Source organism: Novosphingobium aureum, assembly GCF_015865035.1.
In the GTDB taxonomy this organism is placed as follows: Bacteria; Pseudomonadota; Alphaproteobacteria; order Sphingomonadales; family Sphingomonadaceae; genus Novosphingobium; species Novosphingobium aureum.
On record NZ_JADZGI010000001.1, the window covers coordinates 1,189,954 to 1,207,316 of the forward strand.

The window sequence follows — 17,363 nt, forward strand, 5'->3', positions numbered from 1 at the left end:
CGCAGGGGAGAGGCTGGTCATCACGTAGGCTTGGTGCGATAGACAGGTCATGATCGTACAGACCATCCAATTGGCGCTCACGCCCGTCTTCGTGCTGGTCGCCATCGGTAATATTCTCAATATCCTGTCGACCCGCCTTGGCCGTGTCGTCGATCGGGCTCGCTACCTGCAGGGGTTGCATAACGAGACCGAGGGCGGCGAGCATGACATGATCGTGCGAGAGATCCGTCTGGTTGATCGGCGCATCAAGATCATTACGCGGGCAATCAAACTGATGGTGCTTTCGGCGCTGACCATTGGTTCGACCGTCGCCTTACTGTTTCTGCAAGGACTTGCGGAACTCGATCTCCACCTGCTCGTCGCGATCGTATTCCTGATCTCGATCATGCTGCTGCTGTTCGCACTGGTTCTGTTCCTGCGGGAGACTCAGGTCGCGGCGGAGGCACTTGTGGTGCCGACCGACTATCTCGAGCTACACCGCAACATCTGATTGGTCTGGCTGGAAGCGAAACCTAGCACATTTGCGTGGATGCAATCGTTGATTTTTGAGCTGTCACTTGGCAAACTGGGCAAGAAGGGAATGAAGTAACCTGGGGTAGGGGTGTGCTTGCGAATGTCTCCCAGCACGTGCCAGAACACGTGCGGCAGGTCTTGGCAGGGATCGTGGAAAGTCGCAGTGAAGCGATCCACGTCCTCAATTCATTCGGCGAGATCGAATATCTCAACAGATACGCGCGGCATCTGCTTGGCGAACATGGCGTTATGGCTGGGAAAGGAACAGGCTGGATTGCCTTGTTTCCGAGGAGCGCCCAGCTCGAGGCCGAGAATGCACTTCTCGCCTGCTTGATGGGGCGCGACTATCGGTTCATTTGTAAGAGCCGCGATCGACAACGGGAATCTCGGTATTGGGATATTTCGGTGCGCCGGATAGAAAATCCGCTCGGCACTCTGGAGAACATTCTGGTGGTCATCAGAGAAGTCACCGACATCTTGGATAGGCCGATCGGCACAGCTTTCGATCATCACCGCGCGGTCCATATTGGCCGGGCCTGACCGCTCAGATAAAAAAAGGGGCGGTGCCTTGAAGACCGCCCCCTCTTGTTTTCGATCGATAAAGTCCGGTGTCAGGCAGCGATGGCGAACGGTTCGATCTCGCCCGCGAGATAGAGCTTCTTGGCCTTGGCGCGGCTGAGCTTGCCCGAGCTGGTGCGCGGCAGGCTCTTGGGCGGAACCAGTTCGACCACGCAATTCATGCCGGTGATCGAGCGCACCTTGTCGCGGATGAGGTCGCGCAGTTCGATGCGCTTGACCGGGTCCGAGACACGGCAGTGGACCAGCACCGCAGGAGCTTCCTCGCCATTGTCGGTTTCGACCGAGAAGGCGGCGATGTCGCCATGGTTGAAGCCGGGCAGCTGCTCGACCGCCCATTCGATGTCCTGGGGCCAGTGGTTCTTGCCGTTGATGATGATCATGTCCTTCGCACGGCCGACGATGAACAGGTAGCCATCGGCCATGTAGCCCATGTCGCCCGTATCGAGCCAACCGTCGACGAGGCACTCCGCCGTGGATTCGGGATCGCGGAAATAGGAGTGCATGACACTGTCGCCACGGCACCAGACTTTGCCGATCTGGTGGTCGGCAAGTGGAGCGCCGTTTTCGCCGCGGATAACGACCTCCATATCGCGTACGGGCTTACCGCAGTTGACGATGGCACGGTAGCGGGCCGGGCGGCTGAGATCGCGCGGTGAGCCCGAGAGGCGCTCTTCCTCGACGAGCTCTACGCGGATGCCTTCACCCGGCGGCATGATGGTGACGGCGAGCGTCGCTTCGGCAAGGCCGTAGCTGGGCAGGAAGGCGTTGGCCTTGAAGCCCGCAGCAGCAAAGGAATTGACGAAGCTTTGCATCACGTCCGGACGGATCATGTCCGCGCCATTCCCGGCCAGGCGCCAGCGCGAGAGGTCGAAACGCTCGTCAACGCTTGTCTGGCTGGAAATACGGCGGGCGCAGATGTCGTAGCCGAAAGTCGGTGAGTACGAGATGGAAGTGCCCTGATTGCGTGTGATCATGTCGAGCCATGCCAGCGGACGGCGGGCGAAGTCCTCGGTCTTGAGGTAATCGCCCGAAACCTGATTGGCGATCAGCGAGAGGAAGCAGCCGACCAGGCCCATGTCGTGATACCAGGGCAGCCAGGAAATGCAGCGGTCGCTATCGATCAGTTCCATGCCGTGGCTGTGTGCCGCCAGGTTCGACATGAGCGAACGATGGGTGACCGCGACGCCGTGCGGGAAGCGGGTCGAACCGCTCGAATACTGCAGGTAGCAGATGTCGTCGGGATCGGCCTTGGGCAAGGCGATCTCGGGTGCATCCTTCGCAGCGAAATCGGCCCAGGTTGCGTGACCACAGCCCTGACGCTCGGCAGCAGCCGAAGTGAGGTGCGCGATTTCGTCCGGACCGATCAGCATCAGGGGATCGGCACTGGAAAGCTGCACCGAAAGCTGTTCGATGTAGTTGTCCTTGCCGCCGAAGCTCGTGGGCAGCGGAAGGGGGACGGGCCATGCACCGGCATAGACGGTGGCACAGAACATCGCCGCGAACTCGGCACCCGTTTCCGCGATCAGGGCGATGCGATCGCCCGGTTTGACGCCGCGTGCGACCAGCGCATAGGCGACCTTGAGGGCATCGGCCCGCAGTTCGCTGAAGGGGTAAACATGCTTGAGGGTGCCACGAGGATCGTGGAAATTGAACCCGCGCTTGCCGCTGGCGGCATAGTCCAGCGCGTCACAAAAGGTGTCGAAGTCGGCGAAGCGTCGTTCGAGTGTGTCGCCGTTAGGCGTGGGAACCAGTTCCTGACCCGTCCTCGCCACCACGCTGATGGTGTCGCTCATTGTTTCTTAACCCGTTGTTGTTCTACACTGATATCCGCGAAATCAACGGTTCTGCGCGCTTCGGGCGTTGAACCCTGTGCGAGCGGTTCCGTCACTTTCACGGATCTGATGGCTCTCCCCAATCTGCGCCGAGTGTGGCACGATTAGGGCAAGATGTCTGCCAAGCGTCACAATCCCCGGCCGCTCGACCCCCGTCGACTTGAAGAGTTGGCGCTCGCCTATGTCGCGCGATTCGCCACGACGCAAGCCAAGTTGCGGGCCTATCTGCAAAGAAAGCTGCGCGAACGAGGCTGGGAGGGCGAAGATGAGCCCGCGCTGGATGGGCTCGTCGAGCGCTACGTCGAACTGGGCTATGTCGACGATGAAACCTGGGCGCGGATGAAAGCAGGCAGTCTGCTCAGGCGCGGCTATGGAAGCAGGCGCATCGGTCAGGCCTTAGGGCAGGCGGGGGTCGATGAAGATTTGCAAGTGCAAATGCAGCCTGGCGAGACCGCTGAGCGGCAGGCGGCGCTTGCACTCGCGCGGCGTCGGCGTCTTGGCCCGTATGCCCGCGAAGAAATTGATCGACCAATGCGCGAAAAGCATCTTGCTGCCATGCTAAGGGCAGGCCACCGGCTCGATGTCGCGCGCCGGATTATAGAAGCGCAAGGTATCGACGAAGCCGAGGAATGGGCGGACGAGGATATCGTCGACTGATCTCGGCCACAGGTCTCGGGTAGTTGCAGGAAAGCGCGGCACCCGGGTGGATGCCGCGCTCTCAACTTGCGACTTTGAATTGCCATTCCGCCATTAACGGCAACGAGCTGGCTTGCTCGATTCGCGATCGATCTCCCTGCCGAGGAGGGCGCCTGCACCGGCGCCGACGATCGTGCCGACTGTCTTGTCACGTCCGCCATCGATGGTTCGACCCAGCAGCGCCCCGGCTACGCCGCCGATCAGTAGTCCGGTGGTGCCGTTCGACTTCTTGCAGTAGTACTTGCCATTGTCACCGCGCCAGTAGCGGATGCCGTTGTCGGTGCGGCGATAATCGCGATCACGGGCTTCTACAGGGGTAGCGGCGGCGCCGATCATGACGGGGGCAGCGACCGCTGCCATCGTAGCGGCAATTAGGGCGTTACGCATAGTTGGCTCTCCTTGGTCTGCGATCGCCCGCCGTGCCTGGCTCGGAGCCGATGTGGGCCTGGGGCGATCACCTGAATGGTGTTCGGGAAGGAAACGTGGAAGCGCCGCAGGTGATCCACAACGTCAGATGAACAAACGGAAAAGCCGCTTTTCTGCGACGAGTGGAGGCGTCAGGGGCGGTGAGTTGTTCGATTGCCGATGCGCCCGCGGTCGGGGGGGGGGGGTGTCTCGCGCGCTCACAGGCTCCGGACGACAGGACACGGTTGCGCCATTCGCGGCCAAAAAGCCGTTCAATGCGCTTGGCATCGCGGGCAAAGCGGGCTAACGCGCGGCTCATGGGAATCCTGTCCAATATCTTCACCTGGTGGGACGGCGCCACCATCGGCACCTCGCTCTGGTCCTCGCGTAATGGCGAGCACGTCGGCACGGACGCGCAAGGCAACAAGTACTTTCGCGCGAAGAAGGCCTTGACGACTGAGGGCTACGAAAAGCGCTGGGTGATCTATGAGGGTGCCAACGACGCGAGCCGCGTGCCTGCTGAATGGCATGGCTGGTTGCATCACTCGTATGATGGCATTCCCGAAAGCCACCTTCCGCCCGCGCGTATCTGGGAAGTGGACTACACTCCCAATGCCACCGGCACCGGTGCTGCCTATCGCCCGCAGGGCGCGCTCGAGCGGGGTGGCAAGCGTGCCGCTGCGACGGGTGACTATGAGGCATGGTCTCCGGAAGCCTGATCGCGGCCGCATGTCACGGCTGGTTGCCTATCCGCTAACGTTTTCGCTGCTGCCATTGCTGGCGGCCTGCTCGGACGCGCCTGAGCCCGAGCCGATGGATACCAGTGTTCCCGAGGCAATCTCGGGAATGCAGGCCGGTCCGGCGCAGGCGGCGCAAGGTCAGCAGGTCGGGACTCCCAACAAGGACCGCGTTGCCACCCTTGGCGTGCTCAACAAGCGCAACAATGTCACCAGCGAGCTGGTGATGAAGCCGGGTGAGTCACGTCGGATAGGGACCTTGGTGGTAAAGCTCGCGACTTGCGAGAAGTCACTGCCCTGGGAGCGTCCGCGTGAAGAGGGCGCTTTCGTTCAGGTCTTCGTGGAAGAGCAGCTGGAGGCGGAGCGAAAGCCTGCCTGGCACAAGGTGTTCTCGGGTTGGCTGTTCAAGAACTCGCCAGCGCTGAACGTGGTCGAGCACCCGGTTTACGACGTCTGGGTCAAGGCCTGTGCAATGAGTTTTCCCGGCGAAGACGAGAGCCCGGCAGCGGCCGCATCCTCTAGCAATGCGGCAAAAGCATCGGGCAGCGAAAGCGCGCCTTCCGAAGCAGATCCTGTCGAAGAGGCGGTGGAGACCGATCCAGTGCCCGCGCCAGAAGGTGATAACGCGGCGAACTGATCGCCGGGCTCGCCCGACTGTGCTGCCTGCAGCAACTTGAGATAGTCCTTCTGCGGCAGTTCCTGCGCGCCGAGCGAGGCGAGGTGCGGGGTCATGAACTGGCAGTCGAGTAGTGTTGCGCCGCCACGGCGCATCGCGGCCACGAGCCAGCACAATGCGACCTTTGACGAATCGCTCGTGGTCGAGAACATGCTCTCGCCGCAAAAGGCCCGATCAAATCCCACGCCATAGAGTCCGCCGACGAGTTCGCGTGCCGTGCCATCAGCGCTCTCGCGCCAGCACTCGATCGAATGGGCAAGGCCAAGTCGGTGCAGGTTCTCGTAGCTGCGCTGGATGCGATGACTGATCCAGCTGCCGCCTTCGTCGTCATCATCATCGAGGCATTCGTCCTGGCTTCGGGCAGGGCGCGGCGCGGCACAGGCGTCCATGACCATCGAAAAGGCCTCGTTGCAGGTAACTGTAAACCGGTTGCGACGAAGCGTGCGCGCCAGCGAATGCGACACGTGCAGGCCATCGAGCGGAATTATCGCCCTCAGTCGTGGTTCGATCCAGAAGATGTCGGGGTCATCGCGGCTGTCCGCCATCGGGAAAATCCCGCTGCGGTAGGCCAGCATGAGCAGTTCCGGTTCAATCGGATCGGTCGTACGAGGTGCGTGCACAGCGGTGTTCTAGCAAAAACGGTCTGCGGTGGACATGGAAACGTGCATTTGTCTGGCGAACCTGTGCATAAGGTCCTTGTAATCCTGTGCGGCACCATCTAGTGGGACCGCCACCCGCAGGAGTGTAGCTCAGTTGGTAGAGCATCGGTCTCCAAAACCGAGGGCCGCGGGTTCGAATCCTGCCACTCCTGCCACTTTCACCATGGTTCTTCGGGCCATGGTCGAAGGCTTCGCCGCCAGCTGCTGGCCCGGCCGAGTTTCCCTTACATCCCCGAACTGCAAAGTCGGCTCCATTGCCGAAGCGGTGATTCGCGCGTAGCGCTTGCTTGCCAATCTCGCGGCGGGGTTTAAGGGAGCCGCGCCCGGATCTGTATCCCGGTGAAAGGTCGAACAAGGGTACCCATGCAGGAAAGCGCGTTGACGGATTCGCCCGAGGCAGGCGAGGGCGCAGAGGCCAGCGCAAGCGCGGTTTCGGGAAAGGTGCAGGACGTGTGGCGGGCAGGGCGCCTCGACGCGCTGTTCTGGCTGGGAATTGCGCTTTCGCTGCTGGCATCCTTGCCAGCGCTGGTGGCCTGGACCCCGCAGATGACCGACTACCCGTCGCATCTCGCCGGCTACAAGATCATGCTCGATCATGGGCGCGATCCATTCCTGACCTGGTATTTCCTGTTTCATTGGGAATGGACGGGCAATCTCGGTGCTGAACTGCTGATGGTACCGCTTGCGCCGGTGTTCGGCGTGGAAATGGCAGGGCGCATTATCGTCGCGTTGATCCCGGCCTTGACCGGCCTGTCGATTGTCTCGGTCTCGTGGGTGCTGCGCCGTCGTGTTGGGCTGGGGCCTATCCTCGCGCTCGTGGCGATCTGGTCCCCGTCCTTGCTGATGGGGTTCCTCAACTACTCTCTCTCGTTGGCTCTCGCACTGTTCACCTTCGCGCTATGGGTGCGGATGGAAGGATCGCCATGGCGGCGACTGGTCATGATCCCGCTCGGTTTCGTTGTCTGGCTGTGTCACGTATCGGGTTGGGGGATACTTGGCGTCTTGGTGTTCGGCTACGAGTGGACGCGGCGCAGCGGCTGGCGTGACTGGCGCCCGTTTCTCGCGCCCTGGCCGCTGATCTTCCCGCTCCTGCCCATGTTGGCGGGGATGGGTGCCAATTCCAAGGTCTCCTACGGACGCTGGGGCGTGCTCGAGTACAAGTGGGGCATCCTCTACAAGGCCTTGCGCAATCAGGACCAGGTCTTCGACATCGCCACCTTGTGCGTGTTGCTGCTGGTCGTGCTGGCGGCCCTCTTGGTGAAGCGGATCGACGGGCGCCTTGGATGGGCGGCGCTGATCCTGTTCGGGCTGACGCTGGCGGTTCCACGCCAGATTTTTGGCGGAGACTACGCCGATTACCGCCTGAGCACGGCAGCGCTGATGATTGCACTTCTGGCAGTGGACTTCCGGTCGCGCATCCCGGCATGGCTGCTTGTTGCGGCATCGCTGATCTTCGTGTCGCGCACCGCGCTCACAAGCTGGGTCTGGTATAGGGACGCGCAGACCGCGCGCACGATGATTGCCGCGCTCGACTATGTGCCAGAGGGCGCCAGGGTCGCTACAGCGGTTGCGATTCCCCGCCGCCAGTGGTTCTTCGGGCCCTTCGAGCACTTTGGCAGCTATGCGGTAGTCCGGAGCAGAGCGATGGAAAATTCCAACTTCGCGCTGCCCGATGTGCACATGCTCTCGATGCGCGAGCGCAGGTATCGGTTCGCCGATCCGACGCAGCGGATTTTGTTTTCGCCGAACCAGCGCATCGACCTGCGCAAGTTCAAGCCGGCGCGCCATGCAGACTACCTGTGGTACATCGGCGATGCGCACCCGGTCGCGTTGCCCGATGGCGCGAAGATCATCTACAGCACGCCCAATTCGTTCCTTGCGCGCATGCCGAGCGCGGTTGATCTTGCAAATCCGGCGGACGGGAGCTAGATCAGGCGCTCTTCCGACATGAGGAAACAGTCTGCCCCTCCCGGCCTCGGCCGGGGCGGCGATTTCCCCTAGGCGGAAGAGACCGAATCCGCGCCGCAAGGCACGAGACATTTTTTGCGTTCACGCAAACAGGCAAGAGATACGAGAGCGAGCGACATGGCCAAGATCAATCCCGGCGAATTCATGCGCCAGGTCCAGGCAGAGACGCGCAAGATTCACTGGCCTTCGCGCCAGGAGACGGTCACGACCGCGATCTTCGTGGGCATCATGACCGTGCTGCTCGCAAGCTTCTTCCTGGGCGTCGACGCGCTGTTCGGCTGGGTCGTCAGCTCGCTGCTGTCGTTCCTGTAATCGTCTGAACGCTGGATACTGAAGAGAGAACCATGGCCCGCTGGTACATCATCCACGCCTACTCCGGCTTCGAGAACAAGGTGAAGGAAGCGATCCTCGCCGAGGCGGAGCGCATTGGCCTGTCGCAGCTCGTCGAGGACATTCAGGTCCCCGCAGAGACCATCACCGAGGTGAAGCGCGGCAAGAAAGTCCAGGTCGAGCGCAAGACGATGCCCGGCTACGTTCTCGCCAAGCTGGCGATGAACGACGACGTCTACCACCTCGTCAAGAACACGCCGAAGGTCTCGGGCTTCCTTGGTAACAACGGCAAGCCGCAGGCGATTAGCGAATCGGAAGCCGCGCGCTACTTCGGCGCTGCCGAGGCTGCTGCTGCCGAGCCGCGCAAGCAGGTCAGCATCGACTACGAGATCGGCGATTCGGTCAAGGTGCTCGACGGTCCTTTCGCGAGCTTCAACGGCATCGTCGAGGAACTCGACTTCGACAAGAACCGGGTCAAGGTCTCTGTCTCGATCTTCGGGCGTGCGACGCCGGTCGAACTCGACTTCGAGCACGTCGAGCTCAGCAAGTAAGCATCACTCGCCGCGCTATCTGCGTGGCTTGGATAAAGAGACGGGGCGCTGTCACGGCGCCCCTTTTCTTTTGCCGGGTTCTGGGCTAAGGGCCCGGCCTTCGCAGCGGCTTTCGGTCGTTTGCGATTCCCGGCGGGAGAGTAGCGAGGCGCAAGCCGGACTTCTCGTCTGACCGCTAAACATGAGGGCGCATGCGCGCCCGACAGTGTGAAAGGAGGCCATCATGGCCAAGAAAATTGAAGGCTACATCAAGCTGCAGGTGCCCGCGGGCGCTGCAAACCCGTCGCCGCCGATCGGTCCGGCGCTGGGTCAGCGCGGCGTGAACATCATGGAATTCTGCAAGGCGTTCAATGCCGCCACGCAGGAGATGGAAAAGGGCATGCCGATCCCGACCATCATCACCGTGTATGCTGACCGCAGCTTCACCTTCGTCACCAAGACGCCGCCCGCCACCTTCCTCATCAAGAAGGCTGCCAACCTCAAGTCCGGCTCGAAGGAGCCCGGCAAGGTTTCGGCCGGAAAGATCGCGCGCTCGAAGCTCTCCGAGATCGCAGAGGTCAAGATGAAGGACCTGAACGCCAACGACATCGAGGCGGCTACCCGCATCATCGAAGGTTCGGCCCGCGCGATGGGTCTCGAAGTGGTGGAGGGCTGATCTGATGGCCAAGATTTCCAAGAAGCAGAAGTCGCTCACCGAGAAGCTGGGCGACAACATGAAGCTTTATCCCGTTGCCGAGGCTCTGACCGCGCTGCGTGATCTCAAGACCACCAAGTTCGACGAGACCATCGAGGTCGCGATGAACCTTGGCGTCGATCCGCGTCACGCCGACCAGATGGTCCGTGGCATGGTTTCGCTCCCCGCCGGTACCGGCAAGACCGTGCGCGTCGCCGTGTTCGCCAAGGGCGACAAGGCCGAGGCCGCTCTCGCTGCTGGCGCCGACAAGGTTGGTGCCGAAGACCTCATGGAAGACATGCAGGCCGGCAACCTCGATTACGATCGCGTGATCGCGACCCCCGACATGATGGGCGTCGTTGGCCGCCTCGGTAAGCTGCTGGGCCCCAAGGGCCTGATGCCGAACCCGAAGCTGGGCACCGTCACCCCGAACGTCGAGCAGGCCGTGAAGGACGCCAAGGGCGGCCAGATCGAGTTCCGCGTCGAGAAGCAGGGTATCATCCACGCCGGCATCGGCAAGATGTCGTTCTCGGACGAAGACCTGCAGAAGAATTTCTCGGCATTCGTCGACGCGATCGTCAAGGCCAAGCCCTCGGGCGCCAAGGGCAAGTACGTCAAGAAGATCTCGCTGTCTTCGTCGATGGGCCCGGGCCTCAAGATCGACACCACCGAAGTCGCCGGCGCCTGATCGCCGATCCGACCCAGGGTCGAACAAAAAAGGGCCGGGAGAGCAATCTCCCGGCCCTTTTTTCGTGGTTGTCCTAACTGCTGCTGCGTTGTTCAGGTGGCCTGGATGGCCTGCCGTCGTGTCAGTCTGATGCCGGGGCGGCCAGATTCGCGCGCGTGTAGCATTCGACGAGGTAGGCCAGGGCTCGTCCGTCGCGCAGATGTAGCACTGCACGGTGCCGCAAGATCGTGCCTTCGGGGCAAGGCGCGCCGGGGTGGCGGGAGGATTCGAGCAATTCACGATCAAAGTGCAGCGGGGCGATGATTTTGCCGAAAGGCGTTGTGCCATCCGCAAGGGCCGCGTTCATCGCCGGGTCGAGCCGCTCGGGAACGTACCAGTTAGCTGCGATCGAGACGACGTCGCCGCCAAGGCTCAGGGCGACATGGCGTGCTCGTAAACTCTCGCCCGCAGCAAGGGCCAGGATGGCAAGCGCGTCGGCCGGTGGCGAGGCCAGCTCGGAGAAGGGGCGGATCGGCCGTGCCTGCAACTGCGGCGCCTCGAGCGATGGAGCGGCTCCCTCAAGGCTGTGCCGGTGCCATTGCTCAAGTGCATGGCTCGCGCTGGCATGGCCCCTCAAAAAGGCATCGAAACGATCGACGAGCGAAGAGGGCTTGGTCATGCTGAACGTGCAGGCTTGTCGGTATATGGTAGAGGCGGGAGGGCTGGCAGGGGCGCTGCTCAGATACCGCCAGGTACCGGCGCGCGGCCCATGTCTTCCAGCCCACCGACAAGCGCTCTGGCGCAGGCTGCCAGTTCCTCAGCATCGACCGAGCGGATGACGAAGTTGGCGCCGGTGCGGCCTTCGCCCCAGAACGGGTAGGAGCCAATCTGGCAATTGGGATGGGCCTGCTCGGTTTCGCGCAGGAGAACGGCGACATCGCTTTCTCCGACCCAGCAGCCGATCGTTTTGGACAGCAGCGGAGCGCCTCCCTCGAGGGTGCCGGTCAAAGCTTCGAGCATCCCGGCCGTGATGCTGGGGACACCGGCCATAATGAACACGTTCTCGACATGGATACCCGGTGCGCCCGTATAACGGTTGGGGATGAGGCTGGCGCCTGCCGGCGTGCGTGCCATGCGCAGGCGCGCGTCGGTGAGGCCGCCGCGGGTGGTGTAGTATTCCTCGAGGATTGCGCGGGCCTCGTCATGAACCACGACTTCGACCCCGAGCGCTGCCGAGATCGCATCAACGGTGATGTCGTCGTGAGTCGGACCGATGCCACCGGTGGTGAACAGATAATCGTTGCGTGTGCGCAGCGCATTGACCGCTTCGACGATGGCGTCGGTATCGTCGGCGACCACACGCACCTCCTTGAGGCGGATCCCTTGGACCTGCAGCCATGATGCGATCTGGGCAATGTTCTTGTCGTGAGTGCGACCGGAGAGAATTTCATCTCCGATTACGACGAGGGCGGCGGTGTAGATGCGCGAGGAGGTGTTCATGGCGCATGGCTAGGACAAATGTGTCGGGCAGGCCAGTGTCGCATCGCGGATTTAGCCGAAAGCCAGGCAAATCTTCGTGGAGCCAGAAATGCCTATCGGTGCGAGCGCCCGTGCCTATGTGGCGCGGGCTATGCCGCGTCATGTCATGCGCTAACAATTGACGTGATCGTATTTCAATCTCGGCAGCGCAAAAAAAAGGCCGACCCGAAGGCCAGCCTATGAAAGTTTTTGGGAGAGGATGCCTGAAAGGCAGGATCCTTATGCAATGAGAACGTTATCGCTGCAAATGCGAAAAAATGTAGAAAAATTGCATTTCATGCAACTGCATGCGGGGCGTTTCGAGCAACTGCTCGGCCTGCGGTAACCAGCTGAAAAATTGCCAAAAAAAAGGCCGGCCCGAAGGCCAGCCTTTGAAAGTCTTTTGGGAGAGGATGCCTGAAAGGCACTTTTCATATGCTCGTTTTGGCGCTGTCCTGCAAATGCGAAAAGGAAATCGACTCTTGCGCAGAGTGCAATTGCCTTGCTTGCAAATAGGTCACGCGGCTTGCTGGCTCAGCCCTTGGCGACAGCTCCGAATAGATCGTGCTCGTCGGCATCCTCGATAAGAACGTCAACGATATCACCTGCTTGGAGGCCGTTGGAAACGTCGCGCAGATAGACGGCGCCATCGATTTCAGGCGCGTCGGCCTGCGAGCGGCCTGTCGCGCCGATGTCGCCATCCTCGTCAGGTTCGCCGACTTCGTCGACGATCACGGGCAGGACGCGGCCGACCTTGGCCTGAAGGCGTGCCGCGCTGATCGCCGCCGTCTTCTCCATGATTCGCTGGTAGCGCTCTTCCTTGACCTCTTCAGGCACCGGATCGGGCAACGAGTTGGCGCGCGCGCCTTCGACCGGCTCGAAACGGAATGCGCCGACCCGATCGAGCTGGGCTTCGTCGAGCCAATCCAGAAGATACTCGAAATCGGCCTCGGTTTCACCGGGGAAGCCGACCACGAAGCTGGAGCGGATCGCGATGTCGGGGCAGATTTCGCGCCACGAACGCAGGCGGTCGAGCACCTTGGCCTCATTGGCGGGGCGCTTCATCGCCTTGAGCACTGAGGGTGCCGCGTGCTGGAAGGGAATGTCGAGGTAGGGCGTGAGCAGACCCTCGGCCATGAGCGGGATCACCGCGTCGACGTGAGGATAAGGGTATACGTAGTGCAGCCGGACCCAGGGCGCGCGGCCCTGGGCGTCCTTGAGCTGACCCAGCTCGCGGGCGAGATCGGTCATGTGCGTGCGCACCTCGCGATCCTTCCAGTTCCTCGCTTCGTGGCGTACGTCGACGCCATAGGCGGAGGTGTCCTGGCTGATGACCAGCAGTTCGCGCGTACCGGCCTGCACCAGCTTTTCCGCTTCGCGCAGCACTGCGTCGATGCGTCGGCTCGCAAGCTTTCCGCGCAGGCTGGGTATGATGCAGAAGCTGCAGGCGTGGTTGCAGCCTTCCGAAATCTTCAGATAGCCGTAGTGACGCGGGGTCAGTTTGACACCCGCCTCGTCGTATGCCTGCGGAATAAGGTCCACATATGGGCTCAGCTCGGGCGGGGCAGCGTCGTGGACCGCCTCGACGACCGCTTCGTACTGATGCGCACCGGTGACGGCGAGGACCTGCGGAAACTTCGCACGGATCGATTCGGCCTCATTGCCCATGCAGCCCGTCACGATGACCCGGCCATTCTCGGCCATGGCCTCGCCGATCGCGGCAAGGCTCTCTTCCTTGGCGGAATCGAGAAAGCCGCAGGTGTTGACGAGCACCACGTCGGCCCCGGCATAGTCGGGGCTCATCGTGTAGCCGTCCGCACGCAGGCGGGTGAGGATGCGTTCGGAGTCGACGAGCGCCTTGGGGCAGCCGAGGCTGACCATGCCGACCTTGGGCGGAGAGGGGATTTCTATAGCCATGGGATGGGGCGCCCGATACGCGCTTTGCCGCAGGAAGTCACGCAAAACGAGGGAGCAGGCTCGGCTCGGCCGGTTTGCCCGGTGCAAGACCTTGTTTCCCAAGGCGCACCCTGCGAGGGGATGGGCCAATAGGCATAAAGAGGAATGAGATGGGCCCTGTAAACTGGCTGGCCGTAGTGCTGGCGACGATCGTGGCAATGGTCATCGGCATCTTGTGGAACGGGATGCCGATGGGCGACCGGCGCTTTCAGCCTCGCCCAGTGCAGCGCGTCGGCGCCTTCCTCGGCGTGACGCTGGCCTGCTTTCTCGCTGCGGCCATGTTCGGGCACGCCTTCGCGCGGATCGGCGCGGAGACCATGGCGGTCAAGCCCTGGCTCTATTTCATGCAGACCGGGGGCATCGCGCTGGCATTCGTGATCCCGGCCGTGTGGATCACCAGTATGCGCAATCGCACGCCGGTTCCGCAGATGATCGCAGACTGCCTGTTCTGGCCAGTTATCTACTTGGCCATGGCCGTGGTGTTCTGGCTGCTCGGTTGATCGGGAACGATCCGCGTCAGGTCGCTGGCGCCGGATCGTCGTCCCCCGAGCCGGTCGAGGTGATCTCGACGATGATGTCGCCTGCCTCGAGACAATGTGCCTCTGATTGCCAGAAGCCGATGGCACGCGGACCGCGATAGATGCGCAGGCCCTTACCCGAGGTGATCGCCTCCAGCGGCTTTCCGATTTCGCTCGCCGCGACCGGGCGTTCGACCAGCTGAACACGCCCCGATACCGAGGCGAGGTCGGCGAGATAGTCCGAGATATGCTTGCCCTCGGCCGAACCTGCCAGCAGCAGGCCGGTGAAGCGCACCGGGTTGATGACGTTGTCGGCCCCGGCCTGGCGAGCGAGCAGCTCGTTGTCGTCAGCACGCACGACTGCGGTGATCGGAACCTTGGGCGCGAGGTGGCGTGCGGTGAGAATAATCAGGATGGTGGTATCGTCGCGGCCGGCCGAGACCAGTACCGTGCGCGCCCTGCCGATGCGCACGGCGTTGAGCGTCTCGTCGCGGGTGGCATCGCCTTCCATGACGTTGCACCCGGCCTGTTCGGCCTGAGCGAGGCGCGCGCCGCTCGGATCGATCACGACGATGCACGAGGGATCGGTGCCTCGCTCGATCAGTTCGGATACCGCCTCGGAGCCGCTGACGCCGTAGCCGAGCACGACGATGTGATCCTCGAGCCGTTCCTGGATGCGCTTCATGCGCCACTTCTCCCAACTGCGCTTGATGATGAAATTGTAGGCCGTGCCCACGAAGATGTAGATCACCGCGATGCGGATCGGGGTGACGATGACCGCCTCGACGAGTCGCGACTTGTCACTCACCGGAGCAATGTCGCCAAAGCCGGTCGTGGTGATCGAGATCATCGTGAAATAGACGACGTCGAGGAAGCTGACCGTTCCGTCATAGCTGTCGCGCAGGCCATCGCGGTCGAACCAGTGGACGAGCACGACGATGAATACGAGCGCCAGCGCGGCGCCGAGGCGCAGCGCGACGTCTGCCCAGACAGGAACCGCCAGTGCGCGCCGAAGGGGCTTGAACAAGGCGGGCGGGTTACGCTTGGTCGACATCGGCACCAAGGCTTAGGGAGCCTTGGGCAGTTCGTCCAGCGGATCAACCGGCTTGCCGCCCTGGCGCACCTCGAAGTGAAGCTCGCTACCCTTCGCCTGTCCGGTGTCGCCTACGAGGCCGATGCGCTCGCCGGCAGCGACCTTGGCGCCTTGCTTGACAGTCACTCGGCTGAGGAAGGCATAGGCGGTGAACCAGCCCCCGCCATGGTCGAGCACGACGAGGTTGCCGAACTGTTCCTTCTCGAATCCGGCGAAGCGGACGGTGCCCGAGGCAGCCGCGCGAACCATCGTGCCCTTGGCAGCGACGATGTCGAGCCCGTCGTGATAGTTGCTTCCAGTCGAATACCCACGCCGCAGCTTGCCTTCGACCGGCCACATGAACCGCGCCGATGCAGCCTGCCGTGCGGTTGAGGCGACGGCCTTTGCCTCGTCGACCGTGGCTTCGGGGGCAGGCTTTGCCGCTTCGCGCATGACCGTCGGGATCAGCAATGTTCGGCCCGGCTCGAGTGCAGCCGTCGGATCGATATCGTTGGCGAGCGCGATCTGCTCCCACGGCATGGCATAGCGCAGCGAAAGGCCGAACGGGGTGTCGCCTGCCTCGACCAGATGTCGGCGCGTGCGCGGGATGACGAGCTTCTGCCCGACCTTGACGGTGTAGGGTGGCGCGAGGCCGTTTGCCTCGGCGATGAGCAGGCGCGGAACCTTGGCCCGGACCGCGATGCCGCCCAGTGTTTCACCGGCCGCTACGGTGTGAGTGTTCTCGCTCTCGCTACGGGCGTCGCCGCCCGGCGGTGGTGCCGCTGCAGGAGCAGCGGCGGGGGCAGGGCGTGCAGCAGCACTCTTCGCCGGAATGGCCAGTTTCTGGCCAACGCGCACGACGTAGGGCGCGGACAGTCCATTGGCCCGGGCAAGAACTTCGGAGCTGACGCCGGTCCTGTTCGCAATCCCGTTGAGGGTGTCCCCCGCGGCTACGGTGTAGCTGGAGGCTGCCTGTGGAGCCGGCGCAACCTTCGACGGAAGCGTCTGATCGCGCGGGATGGTCAGCGTCTGTCCGACCTTGACGAGGTAGGGGGCTTCAAGCCCGTTGGCCTTGGCGATCGCATTGGCGGAGACGCCTGCGCGATTGGCGATGCCGCCCAATGTCTCGCCAGTGCCGACCACGTGTGCGGTCTCCTGCGCCGCAGGCGCAGCGAGGGCGGCAGTTCCGGGGGTGACGGCGAGGACCGCCGCGAGTGCGGCGGTCGATAGGCTCCGGTTCATCCTTCGAAGCGGGCGGCCAGTGCGGCCAGCGATGCATCGTGGGTGAGATCGACTTGCAGCGGAGTGACGGCAACATGTCCCTCGGCGATCGCTTCCAGATCAGTGTTGTGACCGAGCGTGTGCTCGATGCCGTGCAGGCCGAACCAGAAATAGGGAAAGCCTCTGGGATCGACAGATTCCACGAGCGAGCCGCGCGCGTAGTCGTGGAAGCCCTGGCGTACCACGCGGATGCCCTTGACTTCGTCACCCTTGATTGGCGGGAAGTTGACGTTGACCAAGGTGCGCGGGGCGAAGTCCATGCCGATGATCTGCTTGAGGACGCGCGCACCCCACTGCTCGGCAGCGGAGAAGTCGACATTGTTGCCGACGCCCTCCTTGGAATAGACTTGGCTCAGCGCAATCGAGGGAATGCCCGCAAGCGCACCTTCCATCGCGGCAGAGACGGTGCCCGAATACGTGATGTCATCGCCGAGGTTCGCGCCGCGGTTGACGCCCGAGAGGATTACGTCTGGCGGTTCGGGCAGGACCTTGCGCAGCGCCATCGTCACCGAGTCTGTCGGGGTGCCGGTCACCGAGAAGCGGCGCGGCGCATGTTCGCGCAGGCGCACCGGGCGGGTGAGTGTGAGCGAATGGCCCGCGCCCGACTGTTCCTCGCTGGGCGCACAGATCCAGATATCGTCGGAAAGCTGTGCGGCGATCTTTTCCAGCACGTAGAGGCCTGGGGCGTTGATGCCGTCGTCGTTGGTGATGAGGATACGCATAGTGGCACCG

The 17,363-nt window shown here is 62.6% G+C and carries 19 protein-coding genes, 1 tRNA gene and 1 pseudogene; 12 read left to right on the forward strand and 9 right to left on the reverse strand.

Annotation, left to right across the window (positions count from 1 at the left end; all coding sequences use genetic code 11):
* The first annotated feature begins 49 nt into the window (after nucleotides 1–49).
* A complete protein-coding gene (locus I5E68_RS05640; protein WP_197161817.1) occupies nucleotides 50–490 on the forward strand; it encodes a DUF2721 domain-containing protein in 441 nt (146 codons plus the stop codon).
* 113 nt (nucleotides 491–603) lie between these two features.
* Complete coding sequence (locus I5E68_RS05645; protein WP_197161821.1) at nucleotides 604–1,053, forward strand: PAS domain-containing protein; 450 nt, start codon at nucleotides 604–606, stop codon at nucleotides 1,051–1,053.
* A gap of 71 nt (nucleotides 1,054–1,124) precedes the next feature.
* On the opposite strand, the gene I5E68_RS05650 is transcribed toward I5E68_RS05645, so the two are convergent.
* Complete coding sequence (locus I5E68_RS05650) at nucleotides 1,125–2,885, reverse strand: fatty acyl-AMP ligase (RefSeq protein WP_197161824.1); 1,761 nt, start codon at nucleotides 2,883–2,885, stop codon at nucleotides 1,125–1,127.
* A gap of 153 nt (nucleotides 2,886–3,038) precedes the next feature.
* Here I5E68_RS05650 and I5E68_RS05655 point away from each other — a divergent pair, with 153 nt between their 5' ends.
* Nucleotides 3,039–3,581: a regulatory protein RecX gene (locus tag I5E68_RS05655; protein WP_197161827.1), complete on the forward strand. Its 543-nt coding sequence runs from the start codon at nucleotides 3,039–3,041 to the stop codon at nucleotides 3,579–3,581.
* A gap of 93 nt (nucleotides 3,582–3,674) precedes the next feature.
* On the opposite strand, the gene I5E68_RS05660 is transcribed toward I5E68_RS05655, so the two are convergent.
* Entirely contained in the window at nucleotides 3,675–4,007 is a 333-nt protein-coding gene (locus tag I5E68_RS05660; RefSeq protein ID WP_197161830.1) for a glycine zipper 2TM domain-containing protein, read from the reverse strand.
* Between the two features lie 335 nt (nucleotides 4,008–4,342).
* Between I5E68_RS05660 and I5E68_RS05665 the strand changes: the two genes are divergently transcribed.
* Complete coding sequence (locus I5E68_RS05665) at nucleotides 4,343–4,744, forward strand: NADH:ubiquinone oxidoreductase subunit NDUFA12 (protein ID WP_197161833.1); 402 nt, start codon at nucleotides 4,343–4,345, stop codon at nucleotides 4,742–4,744.
* Nucleotides 4,745–4,988: 244 nt separating this feature from the next.
* Nucleotides 4,989–5,171: pseudogene (locus I5E68_RS20255) on the forward strand (DUF2155 domain-containing protein); the annotation flags it as partial.
* A 35-nt stretch (nucleotides 5,172–5,206) separates the two neighbouring features.
* On the opposite strand, the gene aat reads toward I5E68_RS20255, so the two are convergent.
* Nucleotides 5,207–6,013, reverse strand: a complete 807-nt coding sequence (gene aat / locus I5E68_RS05675; protein WP_228727069.1) for a leucyl/phenylalanyl-tRNA--protein transferase — start codon at nucleotides 6,011–6,013, stop codon at nucleotides 5,207–5,209.
* 163 nt (nucleotides 6,014–6,176) lie between these two features.
* Here aat and I5E68_RS05680 point away from each other — a divergent pair.
* From I5E68_RS05680 to rplA, 6 genes are all read left to right on the forward strand, one after another.
* Nucleotides 6,177–6,252, forward strand: a tRNA-Trp gene (locus tag I5E68_RS05680).
* Nucleotides 6,253–6,475: 223 nt separating this feature from the next.
* Nucleotides 6,476–8,026: a hypothetical protein gene (locus I5E68_RS05685; protein ID WP_228726844.1), complete on the forward strand. Its 1,551-nt coding sequence runs from the start codon at nucleotides 6,476–6,478 to the stop codon at nucleotides 8,024–8,026.
* Between the two features lie 156 nt (nucleotides 8,027–8,182).
* On the forward strand, nucleotides 8,183–8,377 hold the full coding sequence (secE, locus tag I5E68_RS05690; protein ID WP_197161843.1) for a preprotein translocase subunit SecE: 195 nt from the start codon (nucleotides 8,183–8,185) through the stop codon (nucleotides 8,375–8,377).
* Between the two features lie 32 nt (nucleotides 8,378–8,409).
* Entirely contained in the window at nucleotides 8,410–8,946 is a 537-nt protein-coding gene (gene nusG / locus I5E68_RS05695; RefSeq protein ID WP_197161846.1) for a transcription termination/antitermination protein NusG, read from the forward strand.
* Nucleotides 8,947–9,169: 223 nt separating this feature from the next.
* On the forward strand, nucleotides 9,170–9,601 hold the full coding sequence (rplK, locus tag I5E68_RS05700; RefSeq protein WP_197161848.1) for a 50S ribosomal protein L11: 432 nt from the start codon (nucleotides 9,170–9,172) through the stop codon (nucleotides 9,599–9,601).
* Between the two features lie 4 nt (nucleotides 9,602–9,605).
* On the forward strand, nucleotides 9,606–10,307 hold the full coding sequence (gene rplA, locus I5E68_RS05705) for a 50S ribosomal protein L1 (protein WP_197161851.1): 702 nt from the start codon (nucleotides 9,606–9,608) through the stop codon (nucleotides 10,305–10,307).
* 121 nt (nucleotides 10,308–10,428) lie between these two features.
* Here the strand turns inward: rplA and I5E68_RS05710 are convergent, their stop codons facing one another.
* From I5E68_RS05710 to rimO, 3 genes are all read right to left on the reverse strand, one after another.
* The gene (locus I5E68_RS05710) at nucleotides 10,429–10,965 is read right to left on the reverse strand and encodes a hypothetical protein (protein WP_197161855.1); all 537 of its coding nucleotides are present in this window, start codon (nucleotides 10,963–10,965) and stop codon (nucleotides 10,429–10,431) included.
* A 59-nt stretch (nucleotides 10,966–11,024) separates the two neighbouring features.
* Nucleotides 11,025–11,786, reverse strand: coding sequence for a competence/damage-inducible protein A (locus tag I5E68_RS05715; protein ID WP_197161858.1), 762 nt, complete (start codon nucleotides 11,784–11,786; stop codon nucleotides 11,025–11,027).
* A gap of 552 nt (nucleotides 11,787–12,338) precedes the next feature.
* Nucleotides 12,339–13,721, reverse strand: a complete 1,383-nt coding sequence (gene rimO, locus I5E68_RS05720) for a 30S ribosomal protein S12 methylthiotransferase RimO (RefSeq protein ID WP_197161861.1) — start codon at nucleotides 13,719–13,721, stop codon at nucleotides 12,339–12,341.
* 149 nt (nucleotides 13,722–13,870) lie between these two features.
* Between rimO and I5E68_RS05725 the strand changes: the two genes are divergently transcribed.
* Complete coding sequence (locus tag I5E68_RS05725; protein ID WP_197161864.1) at nucleotides 13,871–14,260, forward strand: DUF1761 domain-containing protein; 390 nt, start codon at nucleotides 13,871–13,873, stop codon at nucleotides 14,258–14,260.
* A 16-nt stretch (nucleotides 14,261–14,276) separates the two neighbouring features.
* Here I5E68_RS05725 and I5E68_RS05730 read toward each other — a convergent pair whose 3' ends face one another.
* Genes I5E68_RS05730 through surE form a run of 3 tightly spaced genes read right to left on the reverse strand, consistent with a single transcriptional unit; the run spans nucleotide 14,277 to nucleotide 17,353 of the window.
* Nucleotides 14,277–15,332, reverse strand: a complete 1,056-nt coding sequence (locus tag I5E68_RS05730) for a potassium channel family protein (protein WP_197161868.1) — start codon at nucleotides 15,330–15,332, stop codon at nucleotides 14,277–14,279.
* Between the two features lie 12 nt (nucleotides 15,333–15,344).
* Entirely contained in the window at nucleotides 15,345–16,592 is a 1,248-nt protein-coding gene (locus tag I5E68_RS05735; RefSeq protein WP_197161871.1) for a LysM peptidoglycan-binding domain-containing protein, read from the reverse strand.
* Entirely contained in the window at nucleotides 16,589–17,353 is a 765-nt protein-coding gene (gene surE, locus I5E68_RS05740) for a 5'/3'-nucleotidase SurE (RefSeq protein ID WP_197161874.1), read from the reverse strand. The genes I5E68_RS05735 and surE overlap by 4 nt, the downstream gene beginning before the upstream one ends.
* Nucleotides 17,354–17,363 lie beyond the last annotated feature (10 nt).

Bases quoted from the DNA above. Each gene is read 5' to 3' on its own strand.
- I5E68_RS05640 (WP_197161817.1), top strand. From the start codon at position 50: ATGATCGTACAGACCATCCAATTGGCGCTCACGCCCGTCTTCGTGCTG.
- I5E68_RS05650 (WP_197161824.1), bottom strand. From the start codon at position 2,885: ATGAGCGACACCATCAGCGTGGTGGCGAGGACGGGTCAGGAACTGGTT.
- I5E68_RS05655 (WP_197161827.1), top strand. From the start codon at position 3,039: ATGTCTGCCAAGCGTCACAATCCCCGGCCGCTCGACCCCCGTCGACTT.
- I5E68_RS05660 (WP_197161830.1), bottom strand. From the start codon at position 4,007: ATGCGTAACGCCCTAATTGCCGCTACGATGGCAGCGGTCGCTGCCCCC.
- I5E68_RS05665 (WP_197161833.1), top strand. From the start codon at position 4,343: ATGGGAATCCTGTCCAATATCTTCACCTGGTGGGACGGCGCCACCATC.
- aat (WP_228727069.1), bottom strand. From the start codon at position 6,013: ATGCTGGCCTACCGCAGCGGGATTTTCCCGATGGCGGACAGCCGCGAT.
- secE (WP_197161843.1), top strand. From the start codon at position 8,183: ATGGCCAAGATCAATCCCGGCGAATTCATGCGCCAGGTCCAGGCAGAG.
- nusG (WP_197161846.1), top strand. From the start codon at position 8,410: ATGGCCCGCTGGTACATCATCCACGCCTACTCCGGCTTCGAGAACAAG.
- rplK (WP_197161848.1), top strand. From the start codon at position 9,170: ATGGCCAAGAAAATTGAAGGCTACATCAAGCTGCAGGTGCCCGCGGGC.
- rplA (WP_197161851.1), top strand. From the start codon at position 9,606: ATGGCCAAGATTTCCAAGAAGCAGAAGTCGCTCACCGAGAAGCTGGGC.
- I5E68_RS05710 (WP_197161855.1), bottom strand. From the start codon at position 10,965: ATGACCAAGCCCTCTTCGCTCGTCGATCGTTTCGATGCCTTTTTGAGG.
- I5E68_RS05715 (WP_197161858.1), bottom strand. From the start codon at position 11,786: ATGAACACCTCCTCGCGCATCTACACCGCCGCCCTCGTCGTAATCGGA.
- rimO (WP_197161861.1), bottom strand. From the start codon at position 13,721: ATGGCTATAGAAATCCCCTCTCCGCCCAAGGTCGGCATGGTCAGCCTC.
- I5E68_RS05725 (WP_197161864.1), top strand. From the start codon at position 13,871: ATGGGCCCTGTAAACTGGCTGGCCGTAGTGCTGGCGACGATCGTGGCA.
- I5E68_RS05730 (WP_197161868.1), bottom strand. From the start codon at position 15,332: ATGTCGACCAAGCGTAACCCGCCCGCCTTGTTCAAGCCCCTTCGGCGC.
- I5E68_RS05735 (WP_197161871.1), bottom strand. From the start codon at position 16,592: ATGAACCGGAGCCTATCGACCGCCGCACTCGCGGCGGTCCTCGCCGTC.
- surE (WP_197161874.1), bottom strand. From the start codon at position 17,353: ATGCGTATCCTCATCACCAACGACGACGGCATCAACGCCCCAGGCCTC.